Consider the following 15,413-nt stretch of genomic DNA (forward strand, 5'->3'; position numbering starts at 1 on the left):
GCCACCGGCCGCACCGCCGGCCGGCGGCCCCCGCCCCGGCCGGCACGACAGCTTGTGGAGGTTGAGTGTGAGCGTTAACAATGACCGCTACGTGGTCGGTGTGGACTACGGCACGTTGTCCGGCCGCGCCGTGGTGGTGCGGGTGAGCGACGGCGCGGAGCTGGGCAGCGCCGTGCACGAGTACGCCCACCGCGTGATCGAGGACGCGCTGCCCGGCTCCGGGGTCCGCCTCGCTCCTGACTGGGCCCTCCAGTCGCCGGCCGACTGGATCGACGTGCTGCGCAACGCCGTGCCGAAGGCCCTGGCCGACGCGCAGGTCCCCGCGCAGCAGGTCGTCGGCATCGGCACCGACTTCACGGCCTGCACCATCCTGCCCGCCACGGCCGACGGCCGGCCGCTGTGCGAGGAGTTCCCCGAGCGGCCGCACGCCTGGCCGAAGCTCTGGAAGCACCACGCGGCCCAGCCGCACGCCGACCGGATCAACGCGCTGGCCGCCGAGCGCGGCGAGGCGTGGCTGCCGCGGTATGGCGGCAAGATCTCCTCCGAGTGGGCCTTCGCCAAGGGCCTGCAGCTGCTGGAGGAGGACCCGGAGATGTACGACCGGGCCGACCGCTGGATCGAGGCCGCCGACTGGATCATCTGGCAGCTCACCGGCGTGGAGACCCGCAACGTCTGCACCGCCGGATACAAGGCCGTCTTCCAGGACGGCGCCTATCCGTCCGAGGACTTCCTGACCGCGCTGAACCCCGCCTTCTCCGGGTTCACCCGGAAGCTCGGCCAGGAGCTCGCGCCGCTCGGCGGGCTCGCCGGTCGCCTGACCGCGCGGGCCGCCGAGTGGACGGGACTGCCCGAGGGCATCGCGGTCGCGGTCGGCAACGTCGACGCCCACGTCACCGCCGCCGCGGCCGACGCCGTGCGGCCCGGGCAGATGGTGGCCATCATGGGCACCTCCACCTGCCACGTCATGTGCTCCGACCAGCTCGCCGAGGTCCCCGGCATGTGCGGCGTGGTGCGCGACGGCATCGTCCCCGGACTGTGGGGCTACGAGGCCGGCCAGTCCGCCGTGGGCGACATCTTCGGCTGGTTCGTGGACAACTGCGTGCCCGCCGCGTACGCCGAGCGGGCGGCGGAGGCGGGGGTCGGCCTGCACGAATATCTGACCTCGCTCGCGGCCGAGCAGCGCGTGGGGCAGCACGGGCTGGTCGCGCTCGACTGGCACGGCGGCAACCGCTCGATCCTGGTCGACCACACCTTGTCCGGTGTCATCGTCGGGCAGACGCTCGCCACCCGTCCCGAGGACGTCTACCGCGCGCTCATCGAGGCCACGGCGTTCGGCGCCCGCACGATCGTGGAGACGTTCGAGGCGGCCGGGGTGCCGGTCGAGGAGTTCGTGGTCGCCGGCGGTCTGCTCAAGAACCGCTTCCTCATGCAGACGTACGCCGACGTGCTGCGCCGCCCGCTGTCGGTGATCGGCTCCGACCAGGGGCCGGCCCTCGGCTCGGCCGTCCACGCCGCCGTCGCCGCGGGCGCCTACCCCGACATCACCGCCGCCGCGGCGGCGATGGGCAAGCGCGAGGCGGCGGCGTACGTGCCCGACGCCGGGCGGGCCGACGCCTACGACCGGCTGTACGCCGAATATCGCAGGTTGCACGACCACTTCGCGGACGGCGAGATGCTCCACCGGCTCCGCGCGATCAGGAACGAGGCCAGCGCATGATCGACGAACTCCGCAGGGAAGTCTGCCGGCTCCACGCCGAACTGGTGCGATACAACCTCGTCGCCTGGACGGCCGGCAACGTGTCGGGCCGGGTGCCGGGCGAGGACCTGTTCGTCATCAAGCCCAGCGGGGTGTCGTACGACGACCTGACCCCCGAGTCGATCGTGGTCTGCGACCTCGACGGCAACCTCGTCGAGGGAGACCTCGCCCCGTCCAGCGACACGGCCGCGCACGCCTACGTCTACCGGCACATGCCGGAGGTCAACGGGGTCGTGCACACCCACTCCACGTACGCCTCGGCGTGGGCGGCCCGCGGCGAGGCGATCCCGTGCGTGCTCACCGCGATGGCCGACGAGTTCGGCGGCGAGATCCCCGTCGGGCCGTTCGCGCTCATCGGCAACGACGACATCGGCAAGGGGATCGTCGCGACCCTGACCGGGCACCGTTCCCCCGCCGTGCTGATGCAGAACCACGGCGTGTTCACCATCGGCGGGTCGCCGAAGGCGGCCGTCAAGGCCGCCGTGATGTGCGAGGACGTCGCCCGCACCGTGCACGTCTCCCGGCAGCTCGGCGAACCCCTGCCCATCGCCCAGGGTGACATCGACCGCTTGTACGACCGCTATCAGAACGTCTATGGACAGAGGAGTCACCTGTGAAGCTTTGGTTCCTGACCGGTAGCCAGGGCCTGTACGGCGAGGACACGCTGCGGCAGGTGGCCGAGCAGTCCCAGCGCATCGCCGAGCAGCTGGGCGAGGCCCTGGGGGAGTCGGCGCCGTTCGAGCTCGAGTGGCGGCCGGTGCTCACCGACGCGGCGGCCATCCGCCGCGTCTGCCTTGAGGCCAACAGTGACGACGACTGCATCGGCCTGATCGCGTGGATGCACACGTTCTCCCCGGCCAAGATGTGGATCGCCGGGCTGGACGCGTTGCGCAAGCCGCTGCTGCATCTGCACACGCAGGCCAACGTGGACCTGCCGTGGAGCTCCATCGACATGGACTTCATGAACCTCAACCAGGCCGCCCACGGCGACCGCGAGTTCGGCTACATCCAGACGCGCCTCGGTGTGCCGCGCAAGACCGTCGCGGGTCACGTGAGCGACCCCGCGGTGGCGGCGCGCATCGCCACCTGGGCCCGCGCCGCGGCGGGCCGGGCCGAGGTCGGCTCGCTGCGCCTGGCGCGCTTCGGCGACAACATGCGCGACGTCGCCGTGACCGAGGGCGACAAGGTCGAGGCGCAGCTGCGGTTCGGGGTGTCGGTGAACACCTACGGCGTCAACGAGCTGGTCGAGGCCGTGGACACCGCCGCGGACGCCGACGTGTCGGCCCTGGTCAAGGAGTACGACGACCTCTATCGGCTGGCCCCCGAGCTGCGCGCGGGCGGGGAGCGGCACGAGTCGCTGCGTTACGCGGCCCGCATCGAGCTCGGCCTGCGGCACTTCCTGGAGGGCGGGGGCTTCAAGGCGTTCACCACGAACTTCGAGGACCTGGGCGGGCTGCGCCAGCTCCCCGGCCTGGCCGTGCAGCGGCTCATGGCCGAGGGCTACGGCTTCGGCGGCGAGGGCGACTGGAAGACCTCGGTGCTGCTGCGCACGCTCAAGGTCATGTCGGCGGGCCTGCCCGGCGGCACCTCGTTCATGGAGGACTACACCTACCACCTCACCCCGGGCGAGGAGCTCATCCTCGGCGCGCACATGCTGGAGGTCTGCCCGACGATCGCGTCGGACACCCCCTCGTGTGAGATCCACCCGCTGAGCATCGGCGGGCGGGAGGACCCGGTGCGGCTGGTGTTCGACGCCGCCCCCGGCCCCGCCGTGGTGGTCGGCCTGTCCGACATGGGCGAGCGGTTCCGGCTGGTGGCCAACGAGATCGACGTGGTCGCCCCGCCCGAGCCGCTGCCCGCCCTGCCGGTCGCCCGCGCCGTGTGGCGGCCCCGGCCCGACCTGCGCACGTCCGCCGAGTCGTGGATCACGGCGGGCGCCCCCCACCACACGGTGCTCTCCTCCGCCATCGGGTCCGAGGAGCTGTCCGACTTCTCCGACATGCTCGGCGTCGAGCTGCTCGTCATCGACGAGGCCACCACCCCGCGCCAGTTCGCCAAGGAACTGCGGTGGAACCAGGCCTACTATCGGCTCGCGCAAGGATTCTGATGCTCAGCAAGATCGTGATGGGCGGCCTGGCCACCCTCACCCTCGGAGCCGGGGCACTCGTCCCGTCCGCCGCGTCGGCGGCGGACGAGGGCCTCGCTCTCTGGTACAAGCTCGACGAGACCTCCGGCACCGTGGCGGCCGACTCCTCCGGCAACGGCAGGGACGGCACGCTCAACGGTGACGCGAGCTGGGGCGACGGCCTGCGGCTCGGCGGCACGAACGGGTACGTCAAGGCGCCCGACGACCTCATGCGCGGCATGACCTCGATCACGGTCGCGCTCGACGTCTGGATCGACCCCACGCAGGCCACGCCGTACTTCGTCTACGGCTTCGGCAACTCCAGCGGGTCCAGCGGCAACGGCTATCTGTTCACCACCGGCAACACCTTCCGCACGTCGATCGCCTCGGGCAACTGGTCGACGGAGCAGAACGCCAACGCCGGCGTCAACCTGCCGCGCGGCGGCTGGCAGCACATCGCGTACACCCTCGGCGGCGGCGTCGGCGTGCTGTACCAGAACGGCGACGAGGTCGCCCGCAACCCCGCCGTCACGCTCACCCCGGGCTCGATCGGCGGCGGCACGACCACGGCCAACTACATCGGCCGTTCGCTCTACTCCGGCGACAAGTACCTCAAGGGCAGGGTCAAGGACTTCCGCGTCTACGACCGGGCCCTCGGCGCGGCCGAGATCGCCCGGCTCGCGGGGCCCGTCAACGCCGAGATCGTCAAGCAGGACGCCGCGGCGCTCGACCTCGGCGACACCGGCGCGGTCCGGTCCGACCTGACGCTGCCGGCCACGGGCGCGTCCGGATCCACGATCACCTGGGCCTCCAGCGACCCGTCCGTCGTCAGCACGACCGGCGCGGTCACCCGGCCGCCGGCGGGCGCGGCGGACGCCCACGTCACCCTCACCGCCACGCTCACCAAGGGCACGGCGACGCAGACGCGGACCTTCGACGTCACGGTCGAGGCGATCTACACCGACAAGCGGGCCGTCGAGGCCGATGCCGACGCGCTCGTCGTGCACAACATCGACGACGTACGCGGCAACCTGACGCTGCCCACCACCGGGGAGAACGGCACCACCATCACCTGGCGGTCCAGCAAGCCGGGCACGCTCAGCGATACCGGCGAGGTCGACCGGCCGCGGCCGGGCGCGAAGGCCGTGAAGGTGAACCTCAAGGCGACGATCTCGCGCGGCGGGCACCAGGCCGTGCGGATCTTCAAGCCCGAGGTGCCGGCGCTGCCCGCCAAGGAGCCGTACAAGGGCTACCTGTTCGCCTACTTCACGGGTGAGGGCTACTCCGACGGCGAGCAGATCTACAACGCGCTGAGCAAGGGCAACGACCCGCTGCACTGGCAGGAGCTCAACGGCGGCCGGCCCGTCGTCACCTCCGACGTCGGTGAGAAGGGCCTGCGCGACCCGTTCGTCATCCGCTCGCCCGAGGGCGACCGGTTCTACATGATCGCCACGGACCTCAAGATCTACGGCAACGGCGACTGGGACCGCGCGCAGCGCGGCGGCAGCCGCTCGATCATGGTGGCCGAGTCGACCGACCTGGTGCACTGGACGAACCAGCGGCTCGTCCAGGTCTCCCCGCCGGAGGCCGGCAACACCTGGGCGCCGGAGGCGTACTACGACAAGACACTCGGCGCGTACGTGGTGTTCTGGGCGTCCAAGCTGTACGACAACCCGCAGCACACGGGCGACACGTACAACAAGATGGTGTACGCCACGACCCGCGACTTCTACACCTTCTCCGAGCCGAAGATCTGGAAGGATCCGGGCTACTCGGTCATCGACTCGACCGTGATCGAGCACAACGGGACCTACTACCGCTTCACGAAGGACGAGCGGAACAACACCTCCTCCAGCCCGTGCAGCAAGTACATCATCGAGGAGAAGTCCACCTCGCTGACCAGCACGAACTGGGACTTCCTGAAGGAGTGCATCGGCTCCGGCGCGCTGTCGCGCGGCGAGGGCCCGACCATCTTCAAGTCCAACACCGAGGACAGGTGGTACCTGTTCATCGACGAGTACGGCGGCCGCGGCTACGTGCCGTTCGAGTCGACCGACCTCGAGAAGGGCGACTGGACGGTCCCCGCCGACTACCAGCTGCCGAGCCGTCCGCGGCACGGCACCGTGCTGGGCGTCACGCAGGCCGAGTATGACCGATTGCTCTCTAATCTTGGCTGATCCGGTCTCGCGGGCCCTTCCCCTCCTGGGGAAGGGCCCGTTCGCATTCCGTCAGGCCGCCCGCCGCGACAGGGGCCGCGCGGCGAGCGCGGCCTCGGCCGCCGCGAGTGCGCTGTTGATCGACACCTCGCCGAGCAGGCCGGGCGCCGCGACCTGGTCGCCGGCCAGCCACACGCCGTCGCCGCGCCGCACCGCAGGGCGGTCGCGCCACGTCGTGCCGGGCAGGTCGAGCGCGCCGGTGCGCCCGGCGGCCACGGCGTCGCGGCGCCAGGTCGTCCGTTCGTGCCAGTCCGGCAGGGCCAGGTCGGCGATCCGCTCCAGCCGTGCGATCGCCGCGGCCCTCGACTCGCCGGGACGCATCGGCAGCTCCATCTGGACGAGGCTCTCGCCGGCGGGCGCAAGCGACGGGTCGGGCAGCGTGTAGCGCTCCAGGAAGCCGCCCTCGTCCAGGTCGCTGACGAGGAACAGGTCGCGCGGGTCGGCGCGCACCGCGAGGTCGAGCAGGACCCCCCGGCCGCTCTCCCAGCGCAGCGAGTCGTCGCCCAGCAGGCCGCGGGCGGCGTCGAGGGAGGTGGCGACGATCACCCGTCCCTCCGGCAGCCGGTCGAGCCGCGACCCGGTCTCGATGCGTACGCCGAGGTCGCGCGCCCGCGCCGCCATCCGGTCGATGACCCGTCCCCAGCCGCCGATCACATAGCGCACGGGCGGATAGCGCGGGGCGAACGCACGCCGGAACCGCTCCCAGGCGAAGGCCGCCGACAGCCGGCCGGGGTCCGGCTCGTAGGTGACGATGCCCAGCATGCCGGCGGCGGCCCGCGCGGCCTCGGCGCCGAATCGCCGGGTCGCCCAGGAGCCGAAGTCCTCGTCCACCGGCGCCTCGACCCGCCGGGTCATCATCCGCAGCACCCCGGCCGGGGGCCGCATGGTCAGCCTCCCGTCCCGCCGGAACCGCGCCCGGGCCAGGTGCCCCGGCCGCAGGGTCGCGTACGGGCGGACCAGTCCCCGCTCGTCCAGCCACCGCCAGGGCAGGCCGTCGGCGTAGAAGGCGTGGGTGCCGTCGTTGGCGACGTACGGCGCGGCGGTGGAGCGGGCGCGCCCGCCGAGCGTGTGGTGTGCCTCGTGCAGGACGACGGACGCACCGCCCTCGGCGCAGGCGATGGCGGCGGTCAGGCCGGCGAGCCCGCCGCCCACGATGGTGATGGTTTCTGTCATGCACTCCCGGACGCATCCCGGGCCCCGATCCGTGACATCTTGTCGGGGTTGGCGATGAGATAGACCGTGTCCACCAGTCCGTCGGAGATCACCAGCGAGATGACCGTGACGGGACGGCCGTCCAGCGAGGCGACGATCGCGGGCCCGCCGTTGACCTCGGCGATCCCCACGTCGAGCTGTTCGCCCGGGGAGGCGCCGATGGAGGCCAGGAAGCGCCCGCGGCCCTCCGCGCTCGCGATCGCGACGAGGAAGCGGGCGACCCGTACGGCGCCGGCCAGCTCCTTCAGGGGCGCCCGCGCCTTGCCGCCGCCGTCGCCGACCATGCGGACGTCCGCGGCGAGCAGCGCGGTCAGGCCCTCGATGTCGCCCTCCGCGCAGGCCGCGATGAAGCGCTCGGTGATCGTGCGCCGCTCGCGCCGGTCCACGTCGAAGCGCGGCCTGCGCTCGCGCACGTGGTCGCGGGCGCGCCTGGCCAGTTGCCGTACGGCGGGCTCGCCCCGGCCGAGGATCTCGGCGATCTCGCCGTGGGAGAAGCCGAACGCCTCCCTCAGGACGAACACGGCCCGTTCCAGCGGGGACAGCGTCTCCAGCACGACGAGGAGGGCCAGCTCGATGCTGTCGGCGCGTTCCGCGGAGTCCCCGGAGTCCGGCGCGCCGAGGACCGGCTCGGGCAGCCAGGGCCCGACGTACGCCTCCCGCCTGGCCCGCACCCGCCGCAGCCGGTCGATGGCGAGGTTGGTGGTGACGCGTACGAGGTAGGCCTTCGGGTCGGCCACCGACGCGGCGTCCACCTCCGCCCAGCGCAGCCACGCCTCCTGGACCACGTCCTCGGCGTCCGCGGCGCTGCCGAGGATGCGGTAGGCCACACCGGCGAGCAGACTCCGGTGCGCGGTGAAGACTTCAATGGTCATGACATGCCAGACGTATCATGCCCGCCGTTGTGTGACATCGGCTCGTCCGATTACCGCAGCCGCGCGGACTCCTATACACTTACTCCGTCGCAAGGGGCTATAGCGCAGCTGGTAGCGCACTTCCATGGCATGGAAGGGGTCTGGGGTTCGAGTCCCCATAGCTCCACAACACCTCAAGGGCGGTCGTTCGACCGCCCTTTTTGTCGTCTCCGACGACCCGACTTGCATCTACGCGTAGTGAAGCGCCGCCGTTGTTGCCGATCTTCCGCTCCCGGCACGAGGCGGAACTGCTCGCGCTGCTGTACCTCCAGCCGGAGCGGGAGCTCTCTCTGACCGAACTCGCGGGTCGCCTCGACGTAGCTGCTGCCCAATCTGTCTCTTTTCTGACGTCTTTGCCGGTCAGGGGACGCCGAGGAGTCGGAGGACGGCGGTGGTGGCGGCGGCGAGGACGACGATCAGGGGGAACGGCGCCTTCCGCAGCGTGAGAATCCCGGCGACGAGCACCCCGGCGGGCCTGGCCCATCCGGCGAAGCCGTGCCCCTCGGTGAGGGCCGAGGCGGCCACCAGGGCGATGAGCAGCACGGTCGCGGCGACGGACAGCAGGTGGCGCAGGCGGCCGGGCAGCCGGATCCGGTGCCGCAGAGCCGGCCCGGCCAGGCGGACGGCGTAGGTTCCGGCGGCCAGCGCGAGGACGGCGATCAGGGGCATGAGACCTCCGCATCGGCGGGTGCCCGGATGGCGAGCACCAGGCCGGTCAGGGCGAGCAGCACCGGCAGGCCCGCGGGCAGGAACGGCGTGGCCGCCACCGCGACCACCGCACCCAGAAGGCAGGCTCGGCGCAGGGTGGCGGTCCGGGCGTTCCGTTCCGTCAGGGAGGGCAGCACGAGGGCGAGCAGCACCGCGGGGAAGGCCGCGTCCAGCCCCAGAGCGCCGGTGTCGCCGATGCCGCGCCCGGCCAGCGCGCCGAGCACGACGGCCACGTTCCAGCTCACATACAGACCGAGCCCGCAGGCCCAGAACGCCGCGTGACGCCGCCGGGGATCGCCGTCGCGCAGCACGAAGGCCACCGCCTCGTCCGTCATGAGGTGCGCGCCGGTGAGGCGGGTCCACCACCGGCCGCCGAGGGCGTCGCCGATCGCGAAGCCGAACGGCAGCAGGCGCGCGTTCAGCACCAGACCGGCCGCGACGGCGGCGATCGGGGCGCCGCCGGACAGCACCACGCCGACCGCGGCGAACTGCGCCCCTCCGGCGAACACCAGCAGGGACATGACGACCGGCACCCACGCGGGCAGGCCGCCGGACACGGCGATCGCGCCGAAGGCGGCGCCCACCATGGCGTCGGCGAGGCACACCAGGGCGATGTCGCGGAGCGTGCCGCGATCGAGTGTTCGCCAGAGCGAATGCATGTCCAGTAGAGTGAACAACAATGGTGCTGTTCGTCCAGTCGAACAAATGAAAGTGTGGAGCGAACACGTGGGTGAGAGGCCGTCCTTCGACCTGATCACGCTCATCGCCGCGTCGATCCGCAGGGAGCGCGAGCGGGCCGGCCTGTCGCTGACCGAGCTGGCCAAGCGCGCGGGCATCGCCAAGTCCACGCTCTCCCAGCTGGAGTCGGGCGTCGGCAACCCGAGCGTGGAGACGCTGTGGGCGCTCGGGGTCGCGCTCGGCGTGCCGTTCAGCCGCCTCGTGGACCCGCCCCGTCCGGCCGTACGGGTGATCCGGGCGGGGGAGGGCCCCGCGACCTACTCCGAGCGGGCCAGCTATGCGGCCACCCTGCTGGCGTCGTGCCCGCCGAACGCACGGCGTGACCTCTACCGGATCTCGGCCCAGCCGGGCCCGCCGCGCACCTCCGACCCGCACATGGCCGGCACGGTCGAGCACCTGCTGATCGGCACCGGGCGCGCGCTGGCCGGGCCCGCGGAGGAGCCGGTGGAGCTCGGGCCGGGCGACTACATCGCCTATCCCGGCGACGCCCCCCATATTTTCGAGGCCCTCGAACCCGACACCACCGCGGTCATCGTCATGGAGCACATCTAGGCCGCCTGCGGCTCGCCACAACGGAGCACGTGCTGAGTCCGGTGGCCAGATCGACCACCCGCACCGACCTGGTCGCCTGCCAATAAGGTGGAAGTTGACAACGATCTTTGACACATTTGATGGCCGAAATGCCTTTTTGGTCGCGCAATGTCTTGACTTGTCCGGGTGTGGTCCCCTATCTAGAAGAAGGCAAAAGACGGCTGATCAATACGGCGGCGACCATGACAATCGAATCAGGACCGGACAATCCGCGTCAGGAGTACCGGGCCATCCAGGCCGAGGCGTTCAATCGCATCGGCGGCCGGTACGACGAGGCCTTCCCGCACAAGGAAGGCCAGGTGGCCGCCGGTGAATGGATGATCAAGCAACTCAAGCCGGGATCGCGCGTCCTCGACGTCGGCTGCGGCACCGGGTCGCCCACGGCGCAGCAGTTCGCCGAGGCGGGCTGCGAGGTGACCGGGATCGACATCTCCCCGGTCATGCTGGATCTGGCGCGCAAGAACGTGCCGACCGGGACGTTCCTCGAACGCGACGTGCTCGACCTCGACGACTCGCTCGGCGTGTTCGACGCCGCCACGGCCTTCTTCAGCCTGCTCATGCTGCCGCGGGCCGAAATCGAGCAGGCGCTCCGCACGATCCACGGCATGCTCGCCCCCGGCGGCCTGTTCTCGCTGAGCATGGTGGAAATCGACCTCGACGACGTGCCTTTCCAGTTTCTCGGCGCTCCGGTGCGCGTGACCGGATATCTGCGCGACGAGTTGCGCGAGGTCGTCGAAGCCGCCGGTTTCAGCGTGCTGTCGGAGAACCACATTTCGTACGCTCCCGCGACCACTCAGGCGCCGCCGGAAATCCAGCTCTTCGTCAACTGCCGGCGTGACCAATTCTGAGCGGCCACACCCGTGTCGGGAGGCGGGGAACCGTTCGCCGTATTGAGCCACGTCAGCGGGGTCGTCCGGGCCATGGGCGAGAGCCCGGGCCCGGAGGAGACGACGAGGGTCCTCTGCGAGGCGGTGGTGCCGGAGCTGGCCGACGCCGCCGCGGTCTACGTGGACGGCGCCGTCTGGCACCGGGTCGATCCGGACGGACGGCTGCCGCCGCGCTGGGCAGGCGACGAGATCCGTGAGGCGGTCCTGCTCGGCAGGCACCTGCTCGCCGTACCCCTGCGGGCGTACGGCGAGCACGTCGGCTGCGCGCTGCTGGCGCGGGACAGCCGGCGGACGCCCTTCGGGGAGGCCCACGTGCTCGCCGCCGGGCAGCTCGCCGTGCCCGCCGCGCTCGCCATCCACCACGGGCGGCGCGACCGTCAGCAGGACGAGACCCTGGAGACCCTTCAGCGCGGCATGCGGCCGGGCGACCCGCCCGACCTGCCCGGGCTGGAGATCGCCTACCGCTACAAGCCGGCCGCGGAGCGGGTGGGCGGCGACTGGTATGACGTCATCCCGCTGCCGGGCAGCAGAGTCGCCCTGGTCGTCGGCGACGTGATGGGGCACGGGCTGGCCGCCGCGGCCGTGATGGGCCAGCTCCGCACGGCCGTGCAGACCCTGGCCTCACTCGACCTGCCGGCCGAGCAGGTGCTCCACTCGCTCGACGAGATGGCTCAGCGGCTGGCCGCGCAGACGATCACCACCTGCTGAGCGACGATGTGTTGTCCGCCGAGAGGACCGACGACGTCACCGTGCTGGCCATCCGGTTCCGCGGGATCCCCAGCGAGCACGTCGCCCAGTGGCTGCTGGAGCCCCTGCCGACGACGCCGTCGCGCGTACGCGGCCTGGTGCGCCGCACGCTCGGCTCGTGGGGTCTCACGTCGATGATCCCGGTGGCCGAACTGCTCGCCGGAGAGCTGGTCACCAACGCCGTGCAGCACACCCAGCGGCCCATCACCATCAGGCTGCTGCGCACCGATCACCTGCTGTGCGAGGTCAGCGACGACGACCACCGGCTGCCGGTGGTGCGCGAGCCCGGCCCGCTCGAGGAGGAGGGCAGGGGGCTCTATCTGGTCAACCAGCTCGCCGAGCACTGGGGGACCAGCCGGGTCGCCGGAGGCAAGACGGTCTGGTTCTCGCTGGCGATCCCCTGACCCCGGAACGCCTTGCGGTACGCCGACGGCGACGTACGCATCGAACGGCCGAAATGGTGGCGGAACGTCACCGGGCTCTCGAACCCCACGGCGGCCGCCACCTCCTCGATAGGAGCCGCCGTCGTCTCCAGGAGCGGCAGGCTGGCGGCGATCCGCTGCGCGATCACCCATCGCAGGGGACTCGTCCCGGTGCGGCGGCCGAAGTGCCGGATGAAGCCGCGCTCGGACATTCCGGCGACCCGGGCCAGCGCGGCGACCGTGACCGGCCGGGTGAGATCGGCCAGCACCCAGTCCATCGCCCTGCCCACCGGATCGCCGGCCTCCACCTCGGCGACCGGCGCCTCGACGAACTGCGCCTGCCCGCCCTCCCGGTGCGGCGGGACCACCAGCCTGCGGGCCACCGCGTTGGCCACGCTCGGCCCGTGGTCCTGCCGCACCAGATGGACGAGCAGGTCGAGGCCCGCCGCGCTGCCCGCGCTGGTCAGCACGTCGCCCTCGTCCACGTACAGCACCCCGGGATCCACCCGGACCTCGGGGAAACGCCGCTGGAGCAGCGCGGCGTACCGCCAGTGGGTCGTCGCGGCGCGCCCGTCGAGCAGCCCGGCGGCGGCGAGGGCGAAGGCGCCCGAGCAGATCGACACGATCCGGGCCCCGCCGTCGTGCGCCCGGCGCAGGGCGGCCGTGAGGGCGGGGGAGATCTCCGCTCGCACGTCCGGGACGCCGGGCACGATCACGGTCCGCGCCCCGGCGAAGGCGTCCAGCCCGTGCGCCGCCTCGATCGTGAACCCGCCGACCGCCCGCAGCGGGCCGGGCCTTTCCGCGCATACGGCCAGCTCGTACCAGGGGACGTCCAGCTCCGGGCGGGGCAGCCCGAAGACCTCGACGACGCAGCCCAGCTCGAAGGGGCTCATGCCGTCGAAGGCCAGCACCGAGACGGTGCGGCTCCGGTCAGGGAGCGGGAGCATGGCGGGATATTAGCGATAACGGGCGTTCATGCCTCTTCTGGGGTGGCAGGGCGACCGGGCACCCTGGTCCGCATGTCCGCCGTAACGCACACGCCCGCCGCCGAGCCGGCCGCCGCCGTCGCCCACTTCTCCGCCCGCCTGACCTTCGAGACCGACGTGTCCGACGTACGCGCCGACCTGCTCTCCGGAGAGCCGGCGATCGTGGTGGTCGACTCCCGCAGTGCGGAGAGCTGGCGGCAGGGCCACATCGAGGGGGCCGTCCACCTGCCCACGGCCGAGATCGCCGCGCGGGCGCCCGCGCTGATCCCGCGTGACGTGACCGTGGTCACCTACTGCTGGGGGCCGGGCTGCAACGGCGCCACCCGCGCGGCCCTGGAGTTCGCCCGGCTGGGCTACCGGGTCAAGGAGATGATCGGCGGGTTCGAATACTGGGTGCGTGAGGGCTTCCTGGTCGTGGAGCCCTCCGGGGTGCGCACCCGGGCGGCCGACCCGCTCACCGCCCCCGTGGGAGCCGCCTGCGCCTGCTGAGACCTTCTCGGTTACACCCACACCGCGGAAGTCCTATACACTGGCGAGGCATCGCCGACGCGGTGTGGCAAGGGGCTATAGCGCAGCTGGTAGCGCACTTCCATGGCATGGAAGGGGTCTGGGGTTCGAATCCCCATAGCTCCACAGTGACCGAACAACCTCGAGAGCCGTCCTCCGTCCGGAGGGCGGCTTTCGGCGTTCTGATGGACGCCGAAACGGTCTGCGGCATCTACGAGCATCTCGCCGAGCGCGGGGTGAGGATCTGGATCGACGGCGGCTGGTGCGTGGACGCCCTTCTGGGCAGGCAGACGAGAGATCACCCGGATCTCGACCTGGCCGTGGACCGCAAGGACGAAGAAGAGTTCGCCGGGCACATGCGGGGTCTCGGCTACACGAAGAGGCGCGACGGCGACGACACCGCGTGGAACTACGTCCTGACCGACGGCCGGGGCCGCAGCGTCGACGTGCACGTCTTCGAATACGACGAAGCCGGAAACCACGTCTACGGGATCGCCTACCCCTACGGCTCGCTCACCGGACAGGGCACGATCAACGGCCATGCCGTGGACTGCGTCGCTCCGGAGTGGATATTCGCCTTCAAGACGGCATACCCACCGCAGGACAAGGACCGCGAGGATGTTCGCGCGCTGGGAGAGAAGTTCGGCTTCGACGTCCCGCCGACCCATCGATGATCGCAGATCGGCGAGCGTTACCCGGGCATCGACCTGGCCTTGATGTCGGTCGGCGCCTACGAGCCGCGCTGGTTCATGAAGGTCTCCCACGTCGATCCCGCCGAGGCCGTGCAGGGCTGCCTCGACGCCTGACTTCCCGGCGGCTGCCATGCCGCCGGGCCGATCCGCGCGTCCGCCCGGGTCGGCCCGCGCGTCGTCCACCCTCCGTGCCTCCCGCCTCACTCGTGTAGTCGTCGGGCTCGTCCGAGGCGGTGGTAGGTGAAGGCCCAGCGGTCGGTGCCTTCTTTGCGGCGGGTGTAGCGCTCGGGGTGCTGGTAGCGGTCCCGGTTGTGGAACTGGCAGGCCGGACCCAGCAGCTTCAGGTCGGTCAGCCCGCCGCTGCTCCAGTTGTCGGCGTGGTCGATCTGGCACATGGTCGCGGGCAGGGGGCAGCCGTCGATCCAGCAGGTGGCGTAGCGGGCGAACACGGCCCGTCGTTGGGCGGGGGTGGCCAGGCGGACTTTTCGGCCCATGTCGAGCACTTGTCCGTCGGCGTTCATGACGATCCTCACCAATGTGCTGGTGCGGGCGAGGCGGTGCACGCTGGAGACGGGCAGCACCTGCCCGGTGGCCAGCAGCAACCCCGGCACCATCCCCAATGACGCCCCCAACGCTGGTCCCAGTGACGCCCCCAACGCCGCCCCCGGCGGCGCCCCGGGCGGCGTGCCTGCCGACGCTCCCGGAGCCGCTCCCGGTGTGCCCTGGCCATGCCGGCAGTCCCCCGCAGGCCGAGGCCCGGCGTGGGTGTGATGCGCGGAGGCGTCCTCGGGAGGAGGATCCGGCCGCGCCGCCTCCGAAGGCGCTGCCTCCGAGGGCGCTGCCTGCGATGGTTGTGCGTCCGAAGGTGCTGTGTCCGAAGGTGCTGTGTCCGAAGGTGCTGTGTCCGAAGGTGCT

Annotated in this window: 17 protein-coding genes and 2 tRNA genes; 13 read left to right on the forward strand and 6 right to left on the reverse strand. The window is 71.6% G+C overall.

Annotated features, from left to right (window positions below; all coding sequences use genetic code 11):
* The first annotated feature begins 67 nt into the window (after positions 1-67).
* The 4 genes from araB to FLX08_RS31070 are packed head-to-tail and all read left to right on the forward strand — an operon-like array spanning position 68 to position 6,058.
* Positions 68-1,717, forward strand: coding sequence for a ribulokinase (araB, locus tag FLX08_RS31055; protein WP_167530633.1), 1,650 nt, complete (start codon positions 68-70; stop codon positions 1,715-1,717).
* Complete coding sequence (locus FLX08_RS31060) at positions 1,714-2,373, forward strand: L-ribulose-5-phosphate 4-epimerase (RefSeq protein ID WP_142623820.1); 660 nt, start codon at positions 1,714-1,716, stop codon at positions 2,371-2,373. The genes araB and FLX08_RS31060 overlap by 4 nt, the downstream gene beginning before the upstream one ends.
* Positions 2,370-3,863 carry an L-arabinose isomerase gene (gene araA, locus FLX08_RS31065; RefSeq protein ID WP_142623821.1) on the forward strand — a complete coding sequence of 498 codons (1,494 nt, stop codon included), beginning with the start codon at positions 2,370-2,372 and terminating at the stop codon, positions 3,861-3,863. Before FLX08_RS31060 ends, araA begins: the two co-directional genes overlap by 4 nt.
* The gene (locus FLX08_RS31070; RefSeq protein WP_142623822.1) at positions 3,863-6,058 is read left to right on the forward strand and encodes an immunoglobulin-like domain-containing protein; all 2,196 of its coding nucleotides are present in this window, start codon (positions 3,863-3,865) and stop codon (positions 6,056-6,058) included. The genes araA and FLX08_RS31070 overlap by 1 nt, the downstream gene beginning before the upstream one ends.
* 51 nt (positions 6,059-6,109) lie before the next feature.
* Here the strand turns inward: FLX08_RS31070 and FLX08_RS31075 are convergent, their stop codons facing one another.
* Both FLX08_RS31075 and FLX08_RS31080 read right to left on the reverse strand, forming a co-directional pair.
* A complete protein-coding gene (locus FLX08_RS31075) occupies positions 6,110-7,270 on the reverse strand; it encodes an NAD(P)-binding protein (protein WP_142623823.1) in 1,161 nt (386 codons plus the stop codon).
* The gene (locus FLX08_RS31080) at positions 7,267-8,181 is read right to left on the reverse strand and encodes an RNA polymerase sigma-70 factor (protein ID WP_142623824.1); all 915 of its coding nucleotides are present in this window, start codon (positions 8,179-8,181) and stop codon (positions 7,267-7,269) included. The genes FLX08_RS31075 and FLX08_RS31080 overlap by 4 nt, the downstream gene beginning before the upstream one ends.
* 93 nt (positions 8,182-8,274) lie before the next feature.
* Here FLX08_RS31080 and FLX08_RS31085 point away from each other — a divergent pair.
* Positions 8,275-8,347: transfer RNA gene (locus FLX08_RS31085), tRNA-Ala, on the forward strand.
* A 233-nt stretch (positions 8,348-8,580) separates the two neighbouring features.
* Here the strand turns inward: FLX08_RS31085 and FLX08_RS31090 are convergent.
* Positions 8,581-8,889 (reverse strand): AzlD domain-containing protein, encoded by a 309-nt coding sequence (locus FLX08_RS31090; protein ID WP_142623825.1) that lies wholly within the window; start codon positions 8,887-8,889, stop codon positions 8,581-8,583.
* Positions 8,880-9,587: an AzlC family ABC transporter permease gene (locus FLX08_RS31095; RefSeq protein WP_142623826.1), complete on the reverse strand. Its 708-nt coding sequence runs from the start codon at positions 9,585-9,587 to the stop codon at positions 8,880-8,882. The genes FLX08_RS31090 and FLX08_RS31095 overlap by 10 nt, the downstream gene beginning before the upstream one ends.
* Before the next feature lie 67 nt (positions 9,588-9,654).
* Here FLX08_RS31095 and FLX08_RS31100 point away from each other — a divergent pair, with 67 nt between their 5' ends.
* The 4 genes from FLX08_RS31100 (at position 9,655) to FLX08_RS42505 (ending at position 12,295) form a co-directional block, all read left to right on the forward strand.
* Positions 9,655-10,218 (forward strand): helix-turn-helix domain-containing protein, encoded by a 564-nt coding sequence (locus FLX08_RS31100; RefSeq protein ID WP_244313032.1) that lies wholly within the window; start codon positions 9,655-9,657, stop codon positions 10,216-10,218.
* A gap of 119 nt (positions 10,219-10,337) precedes the next feature.
* The gene (locus tag FLX08_RS31105) at positions 10,338-11,105 is read left to right on the forward strand and encodes a class I SAM-dependent DNA methyltransferase (protein WP_208761772.1); all 768 of its coding nucleotides are present in this window, start codon (positions 10,338-10,340) and stop codon (positions 11,103-11,105) included.
* Between the two features lie 42 nt (positions 11,106-11,147).
* Positions 11,148-11,852, forward strand: a complete 705-nt coding sequence (locus FLX08_RS43075; RefSeq protein WP_142623828.1) for a PP2C family protein-serine/threonine phosphatase — start codon at positions 11,148-11,150, stop codon at positions 11,850-11,852.
* Positions 11,853-11,863: 11 nt separating this feature from the next.
* Entirely contained in the window at positions 11,864-12,295 is a 432-nt protein-coding gene (locus FLX08_RS42505) for an ATP-binding protein (protein ID WP_142623829.1), read from the forward strand.
* Here the strand turns inward: FLX08_RS42505 and ftrA are convergent.
* Positions 12,208-13,260 carry a transcriptional regulator FtrA gene (ftrA, locus tag FLX08_RS31120; RefSeq protein ID WP_142623830.1) on the reverse strand — a complete coding sequence of 351 codons (1,053 nt, stop codon included), beginning with the start codon at positions 13,258-13,260 and terminating at the stop codon, positions 12,208-12,210. The two genes, FLX08_RS42505 and ftrA, sit on opposite strands and share 88 nt — an antisense overlap.
* A 72-nt stretch (positions 13,261-13,332) precedes the next feature.
* Between ftrA and FLX08_RS31125 the strand changes: the two genes are divergently transcribed.
* The 4 genes from FLX08_RS31125 to FLX08_RS42510 all read left to right on the forward strand — a co-directional run bounded on the left by FLX08_RS31125 (position 13,333) and on the right by FLX08_RS42510 (position 14,612).
* Positions 13,333-13,788 carry a rhodanese-like domain-containing protein gene (locus tag FLX08_RS31125; protein WP_142623831.1) on the forward strand — a complete coding sequence of 152 codons (456 nt, stop codon included), beginning with the start codon at positions 13,333-13,335 and terminating at the stop codon, positions 13,786-13,788.
* A gap of 71 nt (positions 13,789-13,859) precedes the next feature.
* Positions 13,860-13,932: transfer RNA gene (locus tag FLX08_RS31130), tRNA-Ala, on the forward strand.
* Positions 13,933-13,991: 59 nt separating this feature from the next.
* Positions 13,992-14,480 carry a nucleotidyltransferase domain-containing protein gene (locus FLX08_RS31135; RefSeq protein ID WP_142623832.1) on the forward strand — a complete coding sequence of 163 codons (489 nt, stop codon included), beginning with the start codon at positions 13,992-13,994 and terminating at the stop codon, positions 14,478-14,480.
* 6 nt (positions 14,481-14,486) lie between these two features.
* Positions 14,487-14,612 carry a hypothetical protein gene (locus tag FLX08_RS42510; protein WP_341874362.1) on the forward strand — a complete coding sequence of 42 codons (126 nt, stop codon included), beginning with the start codon at positions 14,487-14,489 and terminating at the stop codon, positions 14,610-14,612.
* An 86-nt stretch (positions 14,613-14,698) separates the two neighbouring features.
* Here FLX08_RS42510 and FLX08_RS31145 read toward each other — a convergent pair whose 3' ends face one another.
* Positions 14,699-15,130 carry an HNH endonuclease signature motif containing protein gene (locus FLX08_RS31145; RefSeq protein ID WP_142623833.1) on the reverse strand — a complete coding sequence of 144 codons (432 nt, stop codon included), beginning with the start codon at positions 15,128-15,130 and terminating at the stop codon, positions 14,699-14,701.
* Positions 15,131-15,413 lie beyond the last annotated feature (283 nt).

This window comes from Microbispora hainanensis (assembly GCF_006874475.1).
GTDB classification, from domain to species: domain Bacteria; phylum Actinomycetota; class Actinomycetes; order Streptosporangiales; family Streptosporangiaceae; genus Microbispora; species Microbispora hainanensis.